The sequence below is a fragment of the Chitinophaga ginsengisoli genome, from assembly GCF_003014595.1.
GTDB classification, from domain to species: domain Bacteria; phylum Bacteroidota; class Bacteroidia; order Chitinophagales; family Chitinophagaceae; genus Chitinophaga; species Chitinophaga ginsengisoli.
In genome coordinates, this window is the sequence record NZ_PYGK01000001.1 from 804124 (window position 1) to 819447 (window position 15324).

The window sequence follows — 15324 nt, forward strand, 5'->3', positions numbered from 1 at the left end:
AAAAGGTGGTCTGTTTGATAGACCACCTTTTTTATTTCGTTTATTTACTGCTTTCTTTATTTTCTGTTCAGCTTATATACATTGCCCTCTTTCTCCCAGCTGGCTGAAGCACTCGCTGCAATTACATCCAGTATCTGTTCCAGCGGCTCATCAGGCGTTATCCTCGTCTTGATGGAATAATCAGCTACACTTTCCTCCGCAACGATCTTTACCCCATATAAAGCTTCTACTTTCCTGATCACATTACGGATAGGCTCATCATTAAAGACCATGATATTATCCTTCCATGCAATGAAATCGCGATTGGAAATGGCATCTTCTGCCAGTTGCTGGTCTTTGCCCAAGGTCACTTTCCTGCCTTCTGTCAACACAACTTCTTTTGACTCCTTTTCCTGGTCTGATACAGCCACCTTTCCACTGAGCACAAACACTTCTACTGGTTGAACAGCATAAGCCTTTACATCGAAAGTGGTGCCCAATACCTGTGTTCTTGTTCGGGAGGTATATACTACAAACGGATGGGCCTCGTCCTTTACAACATCAAAATAGGCTTCTCCTTCGAGGTGGATGGTTCTTTCTCCTTTATTGAAGTTGCTGGCATAACGCAGGCTGCTGTTCTTATTGATAAATGCTTTGGTACCATCGGGCAGGACAATGATGTTGGTTTCATTAGCAGCCGTCTGCACTGTGATCTGCCTGGGAGCATTCAACATGTACCAGGCGGTGGAGGCGCCTCCCAGTAGAAGAACGGCAGCTGCAGCACGGAGCGCATACCAGCGGAAACTACGAACAATACCGGTTGGCTGGCTGCTGATGTTGGTCTGCAACTTACTGTTGAAGCTGGCCCAGTTGGCCTCGATATCTGGTGCGATGTCCGCGTCTGCGGTACCGGTCAGGTCCCAGGTCTTTTGCAGCTCACTATAATACCGGCGGTTGGCGTCATCTTCCTCCAGCCAGCTTTGCAGCTCTTCCTGCTCTGCCGGAGTAATACCGCCTTCCAGCGAGCGCACGATCAACGATTCTATATGGTCAAAGGTGTACGACATGCTCTTAAAATTGTAAAAGTAAAGGATAAATAGCGGCGCCTGCCAGGAATAGCACAATCACCTGCAGGTAGTCCTGTAAGGATACCCTGAGTTTCTTTAAAGCGGTGATCATCTGGTTTTCCACTGTTTTAACTGATATATTAAGTGTGCTCGCAATTTCTTTGTAGGAAAGTTCTTCATAACGGCTGAGTATGAATATCTCCCTGCATTTCTCAGGAAGCTTATCAATAGCCTGCTGTATATGCCGGGTGGTTTGCTGCAGACTGCCGCCCGTCGGGGCTGCCTGAACAGGTTCCATATAGTCCTCTATCGGCATATGAACACCTCTGCGTTTGTTCTTGTCAATATAATCCAGTGCCATATTAATACCTGCTCTATGCAAATAAGCTTTAAAATAAACCTGCTGAAGCTCTGAGCGGCGGTTCCAGATCTTGATAAACACATCCTGTGCAAGATCTTCAGCGGTTGCATTGTCCTGAACAATGCGGTAAATTGTCTTACAGACAAAGGAAAAATAGGTCCTGAAGAGGGCTTCCATGAATGCCTCTTCATTCTCCTGTAAAAGTTTTTGTAGTTGTGCATTTTCTGGCATAGTACAAAAATAGGTTTTGTCCTTATTCCTGCTCACAAAACTGCTGGCAGTACCTGAAAATGCTGCTATGTAGCTAGCCTGCATGTGTGACGCTTTCGAAAAAATTATAATTTAATGACTTTTCCTGATCCGGAGATATCTGTTCTGACAACTGCGGTACCTCTGTATTTCACTTCTCCACTACCTCGTATGCTGACATCGAGGGAGTTGGATACATTCAGTGTATGTCCGCCGGAACCTTTGACGGATATATCGGCGTCCTCACAATAAAAGTCCATCCCGCGTACGTCTCCGCTGCCGTCGATATTACTGTAGAAAGTATGGGCGCTGCCGTTTAACTGTACACTACCGCTTCCTTCAATCTCTGTTTCCAGCCTGTTGGTCACAATCGGAAACCGGGCATTACCACTACCTGCCAGTTTATATTCAAACCGCTCTGTTCTGATAGTATCCAGACTCTCGACACTACCTGAACCGGCGAAAAATACGGAATTGTAGGTAGCGGATTTAAGATAAATGTCAATGTCCCTGGTGCTATGCACGCTTACGCCACTTTTAATGCGTATATGCAGTGTGGTACCACTCACATAGGTATCGATGACGCGTATCAGGTTGTCTTCTGCCGTGATCTGTAGCGGGGTAGGAGGGCCCTGCTGCAGATGTACATGCATGGGACCATCCACTTCTACATCAGTGAACACACCTGTTTCCCGGGTTTCACTGATCACGTATCCGGAGCCGGACAACCGCTCTCTGTCGCATGATGCCAGCATAATATTAAAGACTGCCAGCAGGAGTAATTCCCATCCGATCGTTTTCCACCTATCATGGAGAACACTTTTTCTATTATTGGTCTTTTTCATATGTCAAAGGGGCTTTACATTATAACGGTGGAGGGAGCAGCTACCCCTAGAAAGGTGAAATATGACATAAAAAAGAGCCGGCCATACAGACGTATGGAACCGGCTTTTTGATTAACCCCTATGAAAACCAACTATTGCTTTCGTTATTTATTGTTTATTGTTCTAATCTTATCTCGCCCAGGTCGGTCACTTTTCCTACTTCTACTTTCACATTAGAGATGGTCACATTCTTAAAAGGCTGTTTCGCATCAATGATCACTGTGTAAGTGCCTTCCTCTGCGCCCTGCACACTGAATGTTCCATCAGCTATGTCCGTTTTCAGTGAATCCGCGCCCCTGATGGCCCAGACCATACTGGCTCCATCGAGAGGAGCTACTTTACCGGATATGGTGCCTCCATCCGTATTGCGGAAGGCGAGCACTGCCACAGCTGCAGCTGCCAGGGCGAATATGCTTACTCTGACTGATCTCATTTTATCAGATTTATAAGGTGATACAATGGTCTGTGGTGCGAAGCATATTGCTTGAGATATATGATCTAAAGAACTGTGTATTAAAAATCAATTACCATGCCACCGGCGCTGTAATAAAATTATGTGGCAGTTTTTAACATTCCTTTACGAAGGCTTTAACAGTAAAAAGGCCAGCCTTAACAAATGCCTGACAACCCGTGCAAAATGGTCATGTCAGAATGGAGAAACGGGACAACAAAATGGCGCATCCTGCCAACAAAAAGCCCGCACATTTGTGCGGGCTTTTTGAACTATCTATCTATTGAAAGAATATTATCTTCTGTTGAGTTTGGACAAGAGACGGAGTATTTCCAGGTACAGCCAGATCAGAGTTACGAGCATACCGAAAGAGGCATACCACTCAAAGTATTTAGGAGCGCCCTGAGCAGCACCAGTTTCAATCAGATCGAAGTTGATGATGAGATTCAGTGCAGCAACAACAACTACCACCAGAGAGAAAATAATACCTATGGTGCTACCTTCGTGCAGGAAGGGTATATTGATGTTGAAGAAGCTCAGTACTAATGCCAGTAAGTAAAACAGTGCGATACCAGCGGTAGCAGTGAAGACGATTGCCTTGAATTTTTCTGTAGCACGGATGATACGGGTTCTATACAGTATTAGCATAGCCAGGAAAGTAGCAAAGGTGATACCCACTGCCTGCAATACGATGCCCTCATATAAATTACTATATAAAACAGATATTACGCCCAGGAACAGACCTTCTGCCAATGCATAAGCTGGTGCCAGGTATTGTGCCCATTCTTTTTTAAAAGTGATGATGATGGCGAGCGCGAAACCACCGAGAGCGCCTCCCCATAGGAATGGCATAATGTTCTGCTGTCTGGCAGGCGCACCCCAGGCGTATATTGCCGCGGCCATTACCAGCACTAACAGGAAAGCCATTTTATTAATTGTCCCTTTGATGGTCATTGCGCCTTCAGTCTGGGAGGTCCCAACTTTCTGAAGTACTTTCTCATTAAATACAGGGTTATTGGATTGAAATAATGCCATGGTATAAAAAAATTTAGTAACACTAAATTACAATTTCAATCATAATTAATCACTATTTATTAGTGCTAGTCATAATGTAAGAAGCAAAATGGCTGAAAATCAGGTGGCATACAGCACTGTCAATCAAATTCCCGATTACATAAACAAATGATGGTAAAGTTGAAATAGCTTTGTCATATCGGCAGGTGGTAAGGGATAGTTGGACAGAACGGGGAGCGGGGCAATTACTTAAAGTTATGAAGCATAACATATAGCTATACCTGCCGGGCCTTAAAAGTCTATCAGGTTTGTGTACTTTTGTTATTACTGGCCTTAGTATAATACCTGTAATATATCAGCGGTTACTACCTGATGAATTATTAAATTTACGGCCTGAAAACAAAGGACAGTTAAATAAGATATTCAATGTCAAATATTTCGGTTCAACAGATAGAAGATGTAGTGATAAAATTTGCCGGCGACAGTGGAGACGGGATGCAGCTTACCGGTACCCAGTTCTCCAATAACACTGCGTTGGTTGGCAATGACTTGAGCACATTCCCGGACTTCCCGGCAGAAATACGCGCTCCGCAGGGAACCCTGCCAGGCGTGAGCGGCTTCCAGCTGCACTTTTCCTCTAACCGCATATTCACTCCGGGGGATGCCTGTGACGTGCTGGTAGCGATGAACGCTGCAGCGCTGAAGGCCAACCTGAAAAGCCTGAAGAAAGGCGGTATCATCATTGCCAATACCGATGGTTTCGATGCTAAGAACCTGCGTCTGGCCAATTACCCTGATGGAGTAAATCCACTGGAAGACGGTTCGCTGCAACCTTATCAGCTGCATACCATGGACGTGACTAAAATGACACGTGAAGCACTGAAGGATGTGAACCTGGGTATGAAAGAGAAAGACCGTGCAAAGAATATGTTCGTACTGGGCTTCCTGTACTGGTTATATGACCGTAACCTGGAAAGCACAGAGAACTTCCTGAACGAGAAATTCGGTAAGAAACAGGAGATCCTGGACAGCAACCTGAAGGCATTACATGCGGGGTACAACTTCGCCGACACAGTAGAGGCTTTCAGCACCCGTTTCCATGTAGAAAAGGCCCGTATGGAACCTGGTACCTACCGTAGTATTACCGGTAATACTGCCCTGTCTTATGGCCTGATAGCAGCCAGCCAGAAGGCGAATCTGCCTATTTTCCTGGGTACTTATCCTATCACACCTGCTTCTGATATCCTGCACGAACTGAGCCGCTATAAGAATTTTGGCATCCGTACCTTCCAGGCGGAAGACGAGATAGCTGGTATTACTTCCGCTATCGGTGCGTCCTACGGTGGACATATGGGGATCACTACTACCTCTGGTCCTGGTATGGCACTAAAAGGAGAGGCAATGGGTCTGGCTGTAATGCTTGAAATTCCCCTACTGATCATCAATATTCAGCGTGGAGGACCATCCACTGGTCTGCCTACCAAAACGGAGCAGTCTGACCTCCTGCAGGCTTATTATGGCCGTAACGGGGAATGTCCGATGCCGATCGTATCTGCATCAACGCCGTCAGATTGTTTCAATGCTGTATTTGAAGCTTTCCGTATTTCTGTAGCACACATGACGCCGGTGATCTTCCTGAGCGATGGTTACATTGCAAATGGTGCAGAACCATGGCGTTTCCCACAGAGCAAAGATCTGCCAGCCATTCCTGTGAAGTTCAAGAAAGGACTGGAAGAAGGAGAGGAGCAGTTCCTGCCTTATCACCGCGATGAGAACCTGGTACGTCCATGGGCAGTGCCTGGCACACCAGGACTGGAACACCGTATTGGTGGTCTGGAAAAACAGAACATCACCGGTAACGTGAGCTATGACCCGGAGAACCACCAGTTAATGGTGCGTATCCGCCAGGAAAAGGTAGATAAGATCGCCGATCATATTCCGCCTCAGGAGATAGAACTGGGCCCTGAAAAAGGTAAAGTACTGGTACTCGGTTGGGGTTCTACCTATGGCGCTATCAAGAGCGCCGTACTGGAACTGCTGGCTGAAGGGCATGCAGTAGCGCATGCACACATCAGGTACCTACGTCCATTCCCTAAGAACCTGGCAGAGATCCTGCACAGTTATGACAAAGTATTGATCCCTGAGATTAACAACGGTCAGCTCATTAAGATCATCCGTGAACATTTCCTGATCGATGCAGTAGGTTATAACAAGATTATGGGTGTGCCTATCACTAAGGGAGAACTGGTAACGAAGATCAAAGAAATGCTGTAATAACTGCAAGACGTTATGACCAGCTAATTATAGCAGGATCAGGCGGATGCAGTGATTTACCTAAACGATTCATGATTATTTTATATAGGATCCTGCCTTTCGGGGCAGGATTTTTATTATATTTAATACTATATAACAAAACAGGCCACGGCACGTTTGCTATATACGAACGGATTACTACAACATAGCCAAAAGCTTTATCATGAAAGGCGCCATCTGGTCTACACTGTTTATTTGCCTGTTTACTTTGAACAGTGCATTGTTATACGCCCAAACGCATAATTACGAAATACGTTTCAGTAACCACGTTATTGGCAACGTCACTGCCCATTGCAAAGTGAATGGGGCTTCCCGCAATATCTCTATCCAAAGTAATGTGGACATGAAACTGCTGGCGAAATTCAACCTTGACATCTCCTGCGATTTTGACAATGACATCCTCGTCAGGTCAAAGGTGATAAAAAGCTCGGGTAAAGACGCTGGCGATAACAAGACTATTATCACACAGCGGGAAGCGAAGAATTATTCTATAGTACAGAATGGTAAAAAGTCAGTACTGAATACTACCGAGATTGTGCATTCCGTAGGGGAGATGTATTTTATGGAACCCCGGCAGGTCACAAAGATCTTTTCTGAAACATTGGGCATTTTCCTGACGCTTAATTCACTGGGGAATGGGCTTTATGAGCTTTTGCTGCCCGAGGGGAAAAGAAACGTTTATAAGTATGAAAAAGGAACACTGGTACAGGTAGAGATATCCCAGACATTGGGGAAGGCTTATATCATCAGGGTATAAATATAATCCGGGCACACCGGCCGGATGACCGGCGTGCCGGAGAAAGTTTATATCACACGTTCGACGATCTGACCACTCTTTTTTTCTTTCAGGATCAGTTTTCTGGCACCGAAGTGGGTCATTTCTTCTTTCACGAGATAATGATCTGCGTCGTAATCTACCAGGGTCTGAGGTTTGCTCAAGCCTGTCTGTCCACGCCAGATATCCAGTTTCACAGGTTCCCACTGTTTGCTGGCAGCGCTGCGATAAGCGGCATCCAGTACAGCATTTACCACATAACCATCGTAGAAGGTCTCTCTTGCAGGTTTGTTATTTTCAATGGCATTGAACATATCAGCGAACATGTGGTTGTAGCCCAATTCATTCAGCTCATCACCTACAGGGAACAGCCATCCGCTGTTGCTTTCCGCTTTTTCTGCTACGTAGTCAGCACCCTTGCCGGTGGTGAACATATCAAAACCTGTACGCAGGAAGCTGTTCAGCCAGATGGTACCTTCGGTACCCATTACTTCATCTCTCAGGTCAAGCCCGCCGCGGAAAGTCCAGCTTACTTCAAACTGACCAATAGCGCCATTTTCATATTTTACGAGGCCAATAGCATGGTCTTCTGCATCAATAGGTTTTACCTGTGTATCTGCCCAGCACATTACTTCTACCGGTTTAATGTCCTTACCGATGAAGCTGCGTGCGATCTCTACACAATGGCAACCCAGGTCCAGGATACAACCACCACCTGCCTGCTCTTTATCCCAGAACCATTCGCTATGGGGTCCAGGATGTGTTTCCCTTGATTTGGCCCAGAGTATGCGGCCCAGTGCACCATTCTTTACGCTATCCAGCGCTTTTAGGAATTTGGGCGTGTATACCAGGTCTTCCAGGTAACCATTGAAGATACCGGCTGCCTCCACCATTTCCAGCATCCGTTTGGCTTCTTCAGCATTACGGCCAAGGGGTTTGGTGCAGATCACACCTTTTTTGTGTTTGCAGCAAAGCGCTACAGCAGCTTCGTGCAGGTTGTTGGGCAGGGAAATACAAACCACATTCACATCCGGATGTGCAATGGACGCTTCCATATCGGTAGTCCAGTGGTCTACATTGTAGTCTTCTGCAAATTTCTTTGCGCTTTCTTCCCTGCGGGAATAAATGCTGACAATCTTATCCCGGCTTCTCTGCCCCTGCAGTGAGTCGGCATAGAAACGGCCGATAAAGCCAGAGCCTAACATGGAAATACGTTGCATAAATATCTGATTGAATTAAGTGATGATATCCTGGCTAAATGAAAACTCCGCAGTAAAACACCAGGTTGATATAGGTAGTTCACTGCGGAGTGTTTATGTGATACAAAGAAGATTACGCTACTACTTCTCTTTTGCTGTCACGGAATGTTGCCATGAACAACAACCAAACTACAGCAGCAATTACGGAAGGAATCATCCATACTTTCTGCCAGAAGTTATCGGTAGCATGTGTGGTATAATAGTCAGAGATGATACCTGCAACCCAGAAACCTATCAGCATTCCAACACCATAGGTAGCCAGTGTTACAAGGCCCTGAGCGGCGCTCTTATATTTTTCTCCTGCCTGTTGATCAGTATATATCTGTCCGGATACAAAGAAGAAGTCATAACAGATACCATGCAGCGCTATACCGGTGATAAGCATGAATGCCAGTGGACCCGCATTACCGTAAGCAAAGAGCAGGTAACGAACCGCCCAGGCGATCATACCGATCATGATAGTCTTTTTGAATCCAAACCGGCTGAAGAACACTGGGATCAGCAAGATGAACAGTGCTTCAGATACCTGGCCAATGGCCATTTTACCGGTAGGGTTTTCCAGGCCTGTCTGTTCCAGGAAGTGGTGTGCATTCTGATAGTAGAATGCCAGTGGTATACAGATCAGGATAGATGATATAAAGAATACAAGGAAGTTTCTGTTGCTAAGCAGTTTAATGGCGTCCAGTCCTAATATTTCCGCTATGCTGTCTTTCTGAGTCTTGTCTTTTACAGGCGGCGTTTTAGGAAGTGTGAAGCTGAACAGACCCAGTAACAGGGAGGCCACAGCGCCCATGGCAAAAGTATTTTTTAAAGCACCAGCCTCGGTACCGGCGGTAGAATCCCAATGGAAGACATAGCTGATAGTGAGACCGGCTATGATCCAGCCAATAGTGCCCCATACACGAATGGTGGAGAACTCCTTTTCAGGATTGTTCATCTGGCGGAAGGATACAGAATTCACGAGGGCAAGGGTTGGCATGTAAAGTACCATGTAGGCAAATACATAAGGATAAAAAACGCTCACGCTTTCAGCACGATACATCTGAAACATGAGTGCCGCGCCAAGCAGGTGCAGAATACCCAGGATCTTTTCGGCATTGAAGTATTTGTCTGCGATCATCCCTACGATAAAGGGAGCGATAATGGCGCCATATGACTGTGTGGAAAACACACTGGCAGTCTCCAGACCCGATGCCTGAAGGTTTTTGGCAAGGAACGTTCCCAACGTAACGAACCATGAGCCCCATATAAAGAACTCAAGGAACATCATAACGGACAACTGTAAGCGAGTACCTGATTTCATAACGAATTTTAGACTTTATAGCTCTGTAAAAAACTTTAGCGGCAAAAGATAAGTAAAATATAACCGAAATTCCAAATTAGTAGTACGGATGGGAATGATTTACAGTAATTTTTTGGGCATAACGCTGATGTCAGAACCTTCTGCCAGTAAGGCCGAGACAGGCGCTTGCTGTAGCATGGGTACAAACGCAGGGCCATAAAGTGTGGCAGCATCGCAATGATAGGCATATTCGACAATACGGTGTGTTCTCCATTGCGGATGGGCTACCTGGTATTCACCGGTGCGTGTAGCATCCATCTGCGTATATCCCCAGTAATGATCTGTAATGAATTCGGCCTCGCTGCCGGCAATGATAGGAAGCGGTTCTTTTTCTGCGGTGGCTTTCAGAAAATTCCAGTGTTGGTCAACTTTCCATTCATAGCTGACTTCCAGCATATTGTCAGGCGTATGCAGCCATTGATGCAGCATAGGATGGGTGGCATATTTCTCTTTGTAGACAGTATTGGCCACAAAGGTGATCATTCTTTTAGGGACAATCTCTTTTACGAATACGACGCCTCTTTTCCATACACCTGCGTCTTTATAACGCACATAGAAACGGAGGTTCACTTCTTCAAAGTGGCGATGAAAAGGAAGGGAAATACCTTTTACACGGGTATTCTGAAACATGAATCCCACCAGGCTGGCATAGAGGGTATTGTGCCAGGTATCCAGCTCTGTATTGTAAGGTACCAACGGTTGTAATACGGCCGGATCTGCCTCGAAGTTGATCATGAGGAGGTTGCGCCAGGCCGCGGTCAGAAAAGGCTTTCCCATAAAATGCAGTTAGTAGACTTATATATGACTGATAGTTATTAGCCCCGGATCAGGCTCTGATAATATTTGCATGCCGGCCTCAGTCCGCATTGCTCGCATTTGGGTGTCCGGGCCACACAAATATACCGGCCATGTAATATTAGCCAGTGATGGGCAATATGTACTTTTTCGGTAGGAATATATTTCAATAACTGTTTTTCAGTCTGAAGGGGAGTGGTGGCGTTGGTGGTGAGCCCTATACGGGCAGAAACGCGGAAAACGTGAGTATCCACGGCCATGTTGGGTTGCTGGTGGACAACAGAAGTGATGACATTGGCTGTTTTACGGCCTACGCCGGGCAGTTTGACGAGTTCCTCTACGGTGGAGGGAATCTCCCCGTTGAAGTCTTCCATCAGCATCTGCGCCATGCCAATGAGATGTTTCGTCTTATTGTTCGGATAGCTGATGCTGCGTATCAGCGGAAATAATTCGTCGAATGTGGCGTGGCTCAGTGCTTCCGCATCCGGGTATTTTGCGAAGATAGCAGGCGTGGTCATGTTAACGCGTTTGTCTGTGCATTGCGCAGACAGGATGACCGCTACTAATAATTGATAAGGATTGTCGTAAATCAGTTCAGTCTCTGCATTGGGAGCATGTTCTTCGAAATAGCTGAGAACAAAGGCAAAGCGTTCTTTCTTTGTCATATCTGTAAAGATAGGGCAAAGATAATATGCTGCAAATATGCCGGATGTACTACCGATAGCTATTCTTTTCGTCCATAAAATGCTTACGGGCGTGACAGCTATAGCCTTGAGCCGTTTATGCTATTTTGAAGGTGTTACCTTCCTCGCATAATCAGCGATAGCCTGCAGAGTTTCTGGTCTTGGAGAAAAACGGATAGTATCCAGCGCTTTTCTTGTTTGATTCAGACAAATTTCTTCTTCACGAGATAATTCCGGGTCCTGGTTTGTCATCTTTTTAGGTTTATTAGCGCTACGAGTTACAGAATGTAAGGCATAAAAAGAGTGTGTAGAATTCCCCATGCAATATTTTTTTAATACAAATGATTCGTTCCTAACTATATAACGGAGATTGTGCAAAATGTATTGTCGGCCGTAAATGAAATATTTCGAAACTAAAGATAGCCGGTCTATCTGAAATCCAGCCAGGAAAGGGAATGCTTAACGTGGAGAGGCGAAAAAGCGCGGTTTATTCTTTCTCTGTGATTATGAACAGGTCCTCGTCATCTTTTTTCATCAGGTATTTTTCCCGGGCGAATTTTTCCAGCTTTTCCGGACTGGACAACAGCTCCTGTTGTTCTTTCCTGGTTTTACTGATCTCATCCTGGAAGAAGGATTTCTGTGCTTCCAGTTTGTTGACCTCTGATTGTAATTCGTACTGTGAGATGAAATTTTTGCTGTCAATAAACGCCAGCCATACCAGGAATGCGGCGGCAGATACGAAATATTTGTTTCGCATATAAGCTGGCACTCTGATGGATTTTAAACCTGGCATATGTGACTGGTATATGACCGCAAAACGGTTGTTAAAAAGCCGGGTTTTGAAGTAACTCAAAACCCGGCAATATGGATGGACCACTAATTAAATTATCGTCATCAAAGATCAGATCCCGAAATTCGACGTACGAGATTCAATCGAGCGTTACTTACTTCTTACCAAATTTAACGGATTTTCCCGGATAATAAGCCACGTTGTCCAATTCTTCCTCGATACGGAGTAACTGGTTGTATTTGGCCATACGGTCAGTACGGGAAGCAGAACCGGTCTTGATCTGGCCGCAGTTCAGTGCAACTGCCAGGTCAGCGATCGTAGTATCTTCAGTTTCGCCGGAACGGTGGCTCATGATAGAGGTATAACCTGCTTTGTGTGCCATGTTCACCGCGTCGATAGTTTCAGTAACAGTACCGATCTGGTTAACCTTGATCAGGATGCTGTTAGCTGTATTCTGGTCGATACCGGTTTTCAGACGTTTTACGTTGGTAACGAACAGGTCATCACCTACCAGCTGTACGTTTGCACCAACAGCTTCGGTCAGTTTTTTCCAGCCAGCCCAGTCGTCTTCCGCCATACCGTCTTCGATAGAAACGATAGGATATTTTTTGCACCACTCAGCCCAGAAAGCAACCATTTCATCGCTGCTGATCACTTTGCCGGAGCTTTTGTAGAATTTGTAAGTTTTGTCAGCATCGTTGAACATTTCGCTGCTGGCAGCATCCAGGGCGATTGCGATCTGCTCACCTGGTTTGTAGCCTGCTGCTTCGATAGCTGCGATGACAGTTTCGATGGCTTCTTCGTTGCTCTGGATTTCAGGAGCGAAACCACCTTCATCACCTACGTTAGTGCTGTAACCTTTCTTTTTCAGAACGGATTTCAGGTGATGGAACACCTCAACCCCCCAGCGCAGACCTTCGGAGAAGGAAGTGGCGCCTACAGGAACGATCATAAATTCCTGGAAGTCAATTTTGTTATCAGCGTGCACACCACCGTTGATGATGTTCATCAGCGGAATAGGCAGGGTAGTAGCATTTACGCCACCCAGGTAGCGGTACAGCGGCAGATTAGCTTCGTCAGCAGCAGCTTTGGCAACAGCCATGCTCACCGCCAGGGTAGCGTTAGCACCCAGCTTACCTTTGTTTTCAGTACCATCCAGTTCTATCAGGAATTTATCGATACCGGCCTGGTCTTTCACGTCCCAGCCAATCAGTTCTTCAGCGATAATATCGTTCACATTGTTCACTGCCTGGATAACACCTTTACCCATGTATACGGCTTTGTCGTTATCACGCAGCTCAACTGCTTCATGCTTACCGGTAGAAGCACCTGATGGAACTGCTGCACGGCCGAAGTGACCGTCTTCTGTGGTTACATCTACCTCTACAGTAGGATTTCCGCGGCTGTCAAGAATCTGCCTTGCATGGATTGATGAAATGGTACTCATTGTTGTTCAATTGTTTTAATATAATAATGTGTAAGCTAATTAGTTACCGACCGGTTATAATTGCCGGGAACCCCCTACTTTGTCAATTCCCTGAAGATAGATTCCAGGCTTTGTGAATTGCTTTGCAAAGAAAGGATGTTCCGGTTATTTATCAAAGCAAATTGTAGCAGGTTTTTACGTACTTCTTCTAAATTGCCGGCAAACAATTGCCAGGTAGTGGCATCCTGTTGCTTTATCCTTGCTACGCCCGCTATTTGCTGCAAATCCGTTTCTGATGGTACCGGCTCCCCAAAGGATACGAGGATATAACCATTTTCCGTACCTCCTTGTTGCAGATGTTGCAGGGTATCGTCTGCAATAATGTTGCCTTTGTTGATAATTATGACCCTGCTGCACATCGCTTCCACTTCCTGCATGATGTGGGTGCTCAACACAACGGTCTTGTTCCGTCCCAGCTCCACAATAAGCTGACGGATATCGGCCAGCTGATTAGGATCCAGACCTGAAGTAGGCTCGTCCAGTATCAGTACTTCCGGGTCATGGATCAATGCCTGCGCCAGTCCTACACGTTGTTTGTACCCCTTGGACAGTGCGCCGATCTTCTTTTTGCTTTCCGGTTGCAGACCGGTCATAGCTATAATCTCAGATATGCGTTTGCCGGTGTTGCTGCCCAGTTTATGTACCTGTGCAACAAATTCCAGAAACTCACGGATGTACATATCAAAATACAGGGGATTGGCCTCCGGCAGGTAACCGACACGTTTTCTTACCTCCATGGGCTGGGTGGTAACGTCATATCCGCACACACTGGCAGTACCGCCACTGGGCGGCAGGTAGCCGGTGATCATCTTCATGGTAGTACTTTTCCCTGCGCCGTTTGGCCCAAGAAAGCCTACTATTTCCCCTTTATTGAGCGAAAAGGAAATATCATTGACCGCCCTTTGTTCCCCGTATACCTTACTTAGCTGTGTTACTGTGATTGACATTAGGTTTTCCACTTTGGCGCGGCTAAAGTATGAAAATCAGGTTAGAATAAAAATCGCTTATAATCGTCTATAAAGATAAAGAGCTGGGTTCCATGGCAGTCTGATTTGGAGCGCGCATTATTTAACTAAACTTTTATGGTAGATTTTAGCTGGAAATATCTAATTTTAAATATATTCACAAATTGTAACCTGATGTGGGGCAGTAGGTTCCGACAATCTGGTTATAATACAAAGCCTGCATATTGTCAAAATGCTCGATCGCAACAGTTGTTAATCATTAATTACAATACATTTTAAAACCCTGCAAACATTTAACATTTCATGGCAATTAATTTACAGAAGGGACAAAAAATAGATATCGGACTCTCTCAGATCAGCGTAGGGCTGGGATGGAATCCAAATGAAGGGACAGGAAATGATTTTGATCTGGACGCATCGGCATTTATGATAGATGGCAATAGGTTAATCCCAACAGAAGGATTTTTTGTTTTCTATGGCAATACCAACTCTCCTGATGGTGCATTATATCATACCGGTGATGACCCTACCGGAGGTAACAGCGCTGATGGCGATGATGAAACAATTAAGGTAGATCTGTCCAAAGTGCAGCAGGACATTAAGGAAATACTGTTTGTTGTGACCATCCACGATGCAATAGCACGTAAACAGAACTTCGGACAGGTAAGGAATTCATATATCCGTATTGTTAACGATGCCAATGGAGAGGAAATAGCCAAATATGAACTGGGGGAAGACTTCTCTGTAGAAACCGGCGTGGAGTTCGGACGTCTGTACCTGAAAGACAGCAAATGGCGTTTCGAGGCTTCCGGTATCGGTTATAAAGAAGACCTGGCTTACTTCCTGGGCAAATACTACAAAGGACAGATCATTAAATAGTCTATTCTATCACACACTATTGAAATACACAT

The 15324-nt window shown here is 45.5% G+C and carries 16 protein-coding genes; 3 read left to right on the forward strand and 13 right to left on the reverse strand.

Going from position 1 to position 15324, the window contains the following annotated elements; translation table 11 throughout:
- Positions 1 to 56: 56 nt before the first annotated feature.
- The 5 genes from CLV42_RS03430 to CLV42_RS03450 form a co-directional block, all read right to left on the reverse strand.
- Entirely contained in the window at positions 57 to 1046 is a 990-nt protein-coding gene (locus CLV42_RS03430; RefSeq protein WP_106600476.1) for a FecR family protein, read from the reverse strand.
- Between the two features lie 4 nt (positions 1047 to 1050).
- Positions 1051 to 1722 carry an RNA polymerase sigma factor gene (locus CLV42_RS03435; protein WP_106600477.1) on the reverse strand — a complete coding sequence of 224 codons (672 nt, stop codon included), beginning with the start codon at positions 1720 to 1722 and terminating at the stop codon, positions 1051 to 1053.
- 20 nt (positions 1723 to 1742) lie between these two features.
- Positions 1743 to 2501, reverse strand: a complete 759-nt coding sequence (locus tag CLV42_RS03440; protein WP_106600478.1) for a head GIN domain-containing protein — start codon at positions 2499 to 2501, stop codon at positions 1743 to 1745.
- 154 nt (positions 2502 to 2655) lie between these two features.
- The gene (locus CLV42_RS03445) at positions 2656 to 2973 is read right to left on the reverse strand and encodes a carboxypeptidase-like regulatory domain-containing protein (protein WP_106600479.1); all 318 of its coding nucleotides are present in this window, start codon (positions 2971 to 2973) and stop codon (positions 2656 to 2658) included.
- Between the two features lie 312 nt (positions 2974 to 3285).
- Positions 3286 to 4026 (reverse strand): Bax inhibitor-1/YccA family protein, encoded by a 741-nt coding sequence (locus CLV42_RS03450; protein ID WP_106600480.1) that lies wholly within the window; start codon positions 4024 to 4026, stop codon positions 3286 to 3288.
- A gap of 405 nt (positions 4027 to 4431) precedes the next feature.
- Between CLV42_RS03450 and CLV42_RS03455 the strand changes: the two genes are divergently transcribed.
- Both CLV42_RS03455 and CLV42_RS03460 read left to right on the forward strand, forming a co-directional pair.
- Positions 4432 to 6279 carry a 2-oxoacid:acceptor oxidoreductase subunit alpha gene (locus CLV42_RS03455; RefSeq protein ID WP_106600481.1) on the forward strand — a complete coding sequence of 616 codons (1848 nt, stop codon included), beginning with the start codon at positions 4432 to 4434 and terminating at the stop codon, positions 6277 to 6279.
- A gap of 202 nt (positions 6280 to 6481) precedes the next feature.
- The gene (locus CLV42_RS03460; RefSeq protein WP_106600482.1) at positions 6482 to 7075 is read left to right on the forward strand and encodes a DUF6134 family protein; all 594 of its coding nucleotides are present in this window, start codon (positions 6482 to 6484) and stop codon (positions 7073 to 7075) included.
- Between the two features lie 47 nt (positions 7076 to 7122).
- Here the strand turns inward: CLV42_RS03460 and CLV42_RS03465 are convergent, their stop codons facing one another.
- The 8 genes from CLV42_RS03465 to gldA all read right to left on the reverse strand — a co-directional run bounded on the left by CLV42_RS03465 (position 7123) and on the right by gldA (position 14395).
- Positions 7123 to 8313 carry a Gfo/Idh/MocA family protein gene (locus CLV42_RS03465; protein WP_106600483.1) on the reverse strand — a complete coding sequence of 397 codons (1191 nt, stop codon included), beginning with the start codon at positions 8311 to 8313 and terminating at the stop codon, positions 7123 to 7125.
- Positions 8314 to 8425: 112 nt separating this feature from the next.
- Positions 8426 to 9655 (reverse strand): nucleoside permease, encoded by a 1230-nt coding sequence (locus CLV42_RS03470; RefSeq protein ID WP_106600484.1) that lies wholly within the window; start codon positions 9653 to 9655, stop codon positions 8426 to 8428.
- Between the two features lie 99 nt (positions 9656 to 9754).
- The gene (locus CLV42_RS03475) at positions 9755 to 10471 is read right to left on the reverse strand and encodes a YqjF family protein (protein ID WP_106600485.1); all 717 of its coding nucleotides are present in this window, start codon (positions 10469 to 10471) and stop codon (positions 9755 to 9757) included.
- Positions 10472 to 10509: 38 nt separating this feature from the next.
- Positions 10510 to 11154 (reverse strand): endonuclease III, encoded by a 645-nt coding sequence (nth, locus tag CLV42_RS03480; protein ID WP_106600486.1) that lies wholly within the window; start codon positions 11152 to 11154, stop codon positions 10510 to 10512.
- 120 nt (positions 11155 to 11274) lie between these two features.
- On the reverse strand, positions 11275 to 11424 hold the full coding sequence (locus CLV42_RS33805) for a hypothetical protein (protein WP_170117374.1): 150 nt from the start codon (positions 11422 to 11424) through the stop codon (positions 11275 to 11277).
- 235 nt (positions 11425 to 11659) lie between these two features.
- Complete coding sequence (locus CLV42_RS03490) at positions 11660 to 11965, reverse strand: FtsB family cell division protein (RefSeq protein ID WP_106600488.1); 306 nt, start codon at positions 11963 to 11965, stop codon at positions 11660 to 11662.
- Between the two features lie 151 nt (positions 11966 to 12116).
- The gene (eno, locus tag CLV42_RS03495; protein WP_106600489.1) at positions 12117 to 13409 is read right to left on the reverse strand and encodes a phosphopyruvate hydratase; all 1293 of its coding nucleotides are present in this window, start codon (positions 13407 to 13409) and stop codon (positions 12117 to 12119) included.
- A 74-nt stretch (positions 13410 to 13483) separates the two neighbouring features.
- A complete protein-coding gene (gene gldA / locus CLV42_RS03500; RefSeq protein ID WP_106600490.1) occupies positions 13484 to 14395 on the reverse strand; it encodes a gliding motility-associated ABC transporter ATP-binding subunit GldA in 912 nt (303 codons plus the stop codon).
- 321 nt (positions 14396 to 14716) lie between these two features.
- On the opposite strand from gldA, the gene CLV42_RS03505 reads away from it, so the two are divergent.
- Positions 14717 to 15292: a TerD family protein gene (locus tag CLV42_RS03505; protein ID WP_106600491.1), complete on the forward strand. Its 576-nt coding sequence runs from the start codon at positions 14717 to 14719 to the stop codon at positions 15290 to 15292.
- The last annotated feature ends 32 nt before the right edge of the window (positions 15293 to 15324 follow it).

Excerpts from the sequence above, each read along its gene's own strand:
- CLV42_RS03430 (WP_106600476.1), bottom strand. The coding sequence starts at position 1,046 with ATGTCGTACACCTTTGACCATATAGAATCGTTGATCGTGCGCTCGCTG.
- CLV42_RS03435 (WP_106600477.1), bottom strand. The coding sequence starts at position 1,722 with ATGCAGGCTAGCTACATAGCAGCATTTTCAGGTACTGCCAGCAGTTTT.
- CLV42_RS03440 (WP_106600478.1), bottom strand. The coding sequence starts at position 2,501 with ATGAAAAAGACCAATAATAGAAAAAGTGTTCTCCATGATAGGTGGAAA.
- CLV42_RS03445 (WP_106600479.1), bottom strand. The coding sequence starts at position 2,973 with ATGAGATCAGTCAGAGTAAGCATATTCGCCCTGGCAGCTGCAGCTGTG.
- CLV42_RS03450 (WP_106600480.1), bottom strand. The coding sequence starts at position 4,026 with ATGGCATTATTTCAATCCAATAACCCTGTATTTAATGAGAAAGTACTT.
- CLV42_RS03455 (WP_106600481.1), top strand. The coding sequence starts at position 4,432 with ATGTCAAATATTTCGGTTCAACAGATAGAAGATGTAGTGATAAAATTT.
- CLV42_RS03460 (WP_106600482.1), top strand. The coding sequence starts at position 6,482 with ATGAAAGGCGCCATCTGGTCTACACTGTTTATTTGCCTGTTTACTTTG.
- CLV42_RS03465 (WP_106600483.1), bottom strand. The coding sequence starts at position 8,313 with ATGCAACGTATTTCCATGTTAGGCTCTGGCTTTATCGGCCGTTTCTAT.
- CLV42_RS03470 (WP_106600484.1), bottom strand. The coding sequence starts at position 9,655 with ATGAAATCAGGTACTCGCTTACAGTTGTCCGTTATGATGTTCCTTGAG.
- CLV42_RS03475 (WP_106600485.1), bottom strand. The coding sequence starts at position 10,471 with ATGGGAAAGCCTTTTCTGACCGCGGCCTGGCGCAACCTCCTCATGATC.
- nth (WP_106600486.1), bottom strand. The coding sequence starts at position 11,154 with ATGACAAAGAAAGAACGCTTTGCCTTTGTTCTCAGCTATTTCGAAGAA.
- CLV42_RS33805 (WP_170117374.1), bottom strand. The coding sequence starts at position 11,424 with ATGACAAACCAGGACCCGGAATTATCTCGTGAAGAAGAAATTTGTCTG.
- CLV42_RS03490 (WP_106600488.1), bottom strand. The coding sequence starts at position 11,965 with ATGCCAGGTTTAAAATCCATCAGAGTGCCAGCTTATATGCGAAACAAA.
- eno (WP_106600489.1), bottom strand. The coding sequence starts at position 13,409 with ATGAGTACCATTTCATCAATCCATGCAAGGCAGATTCTTGACAGCCGC.
- gldA (WP_106600490.1), bottom strand. The coding sequence starts at position 14,395 with ATGTCAATCACAGTAACACAGCTAAGTAAGGTATACGGGGAACAAAGG.
- CLV42_RS03505 (WP_106600491.1), top strand. The coding sequence starts at position 14,717 with ATGGCAATTAATTTACAGAAGGGACAAAAAATAGATATCGGACTCTCT.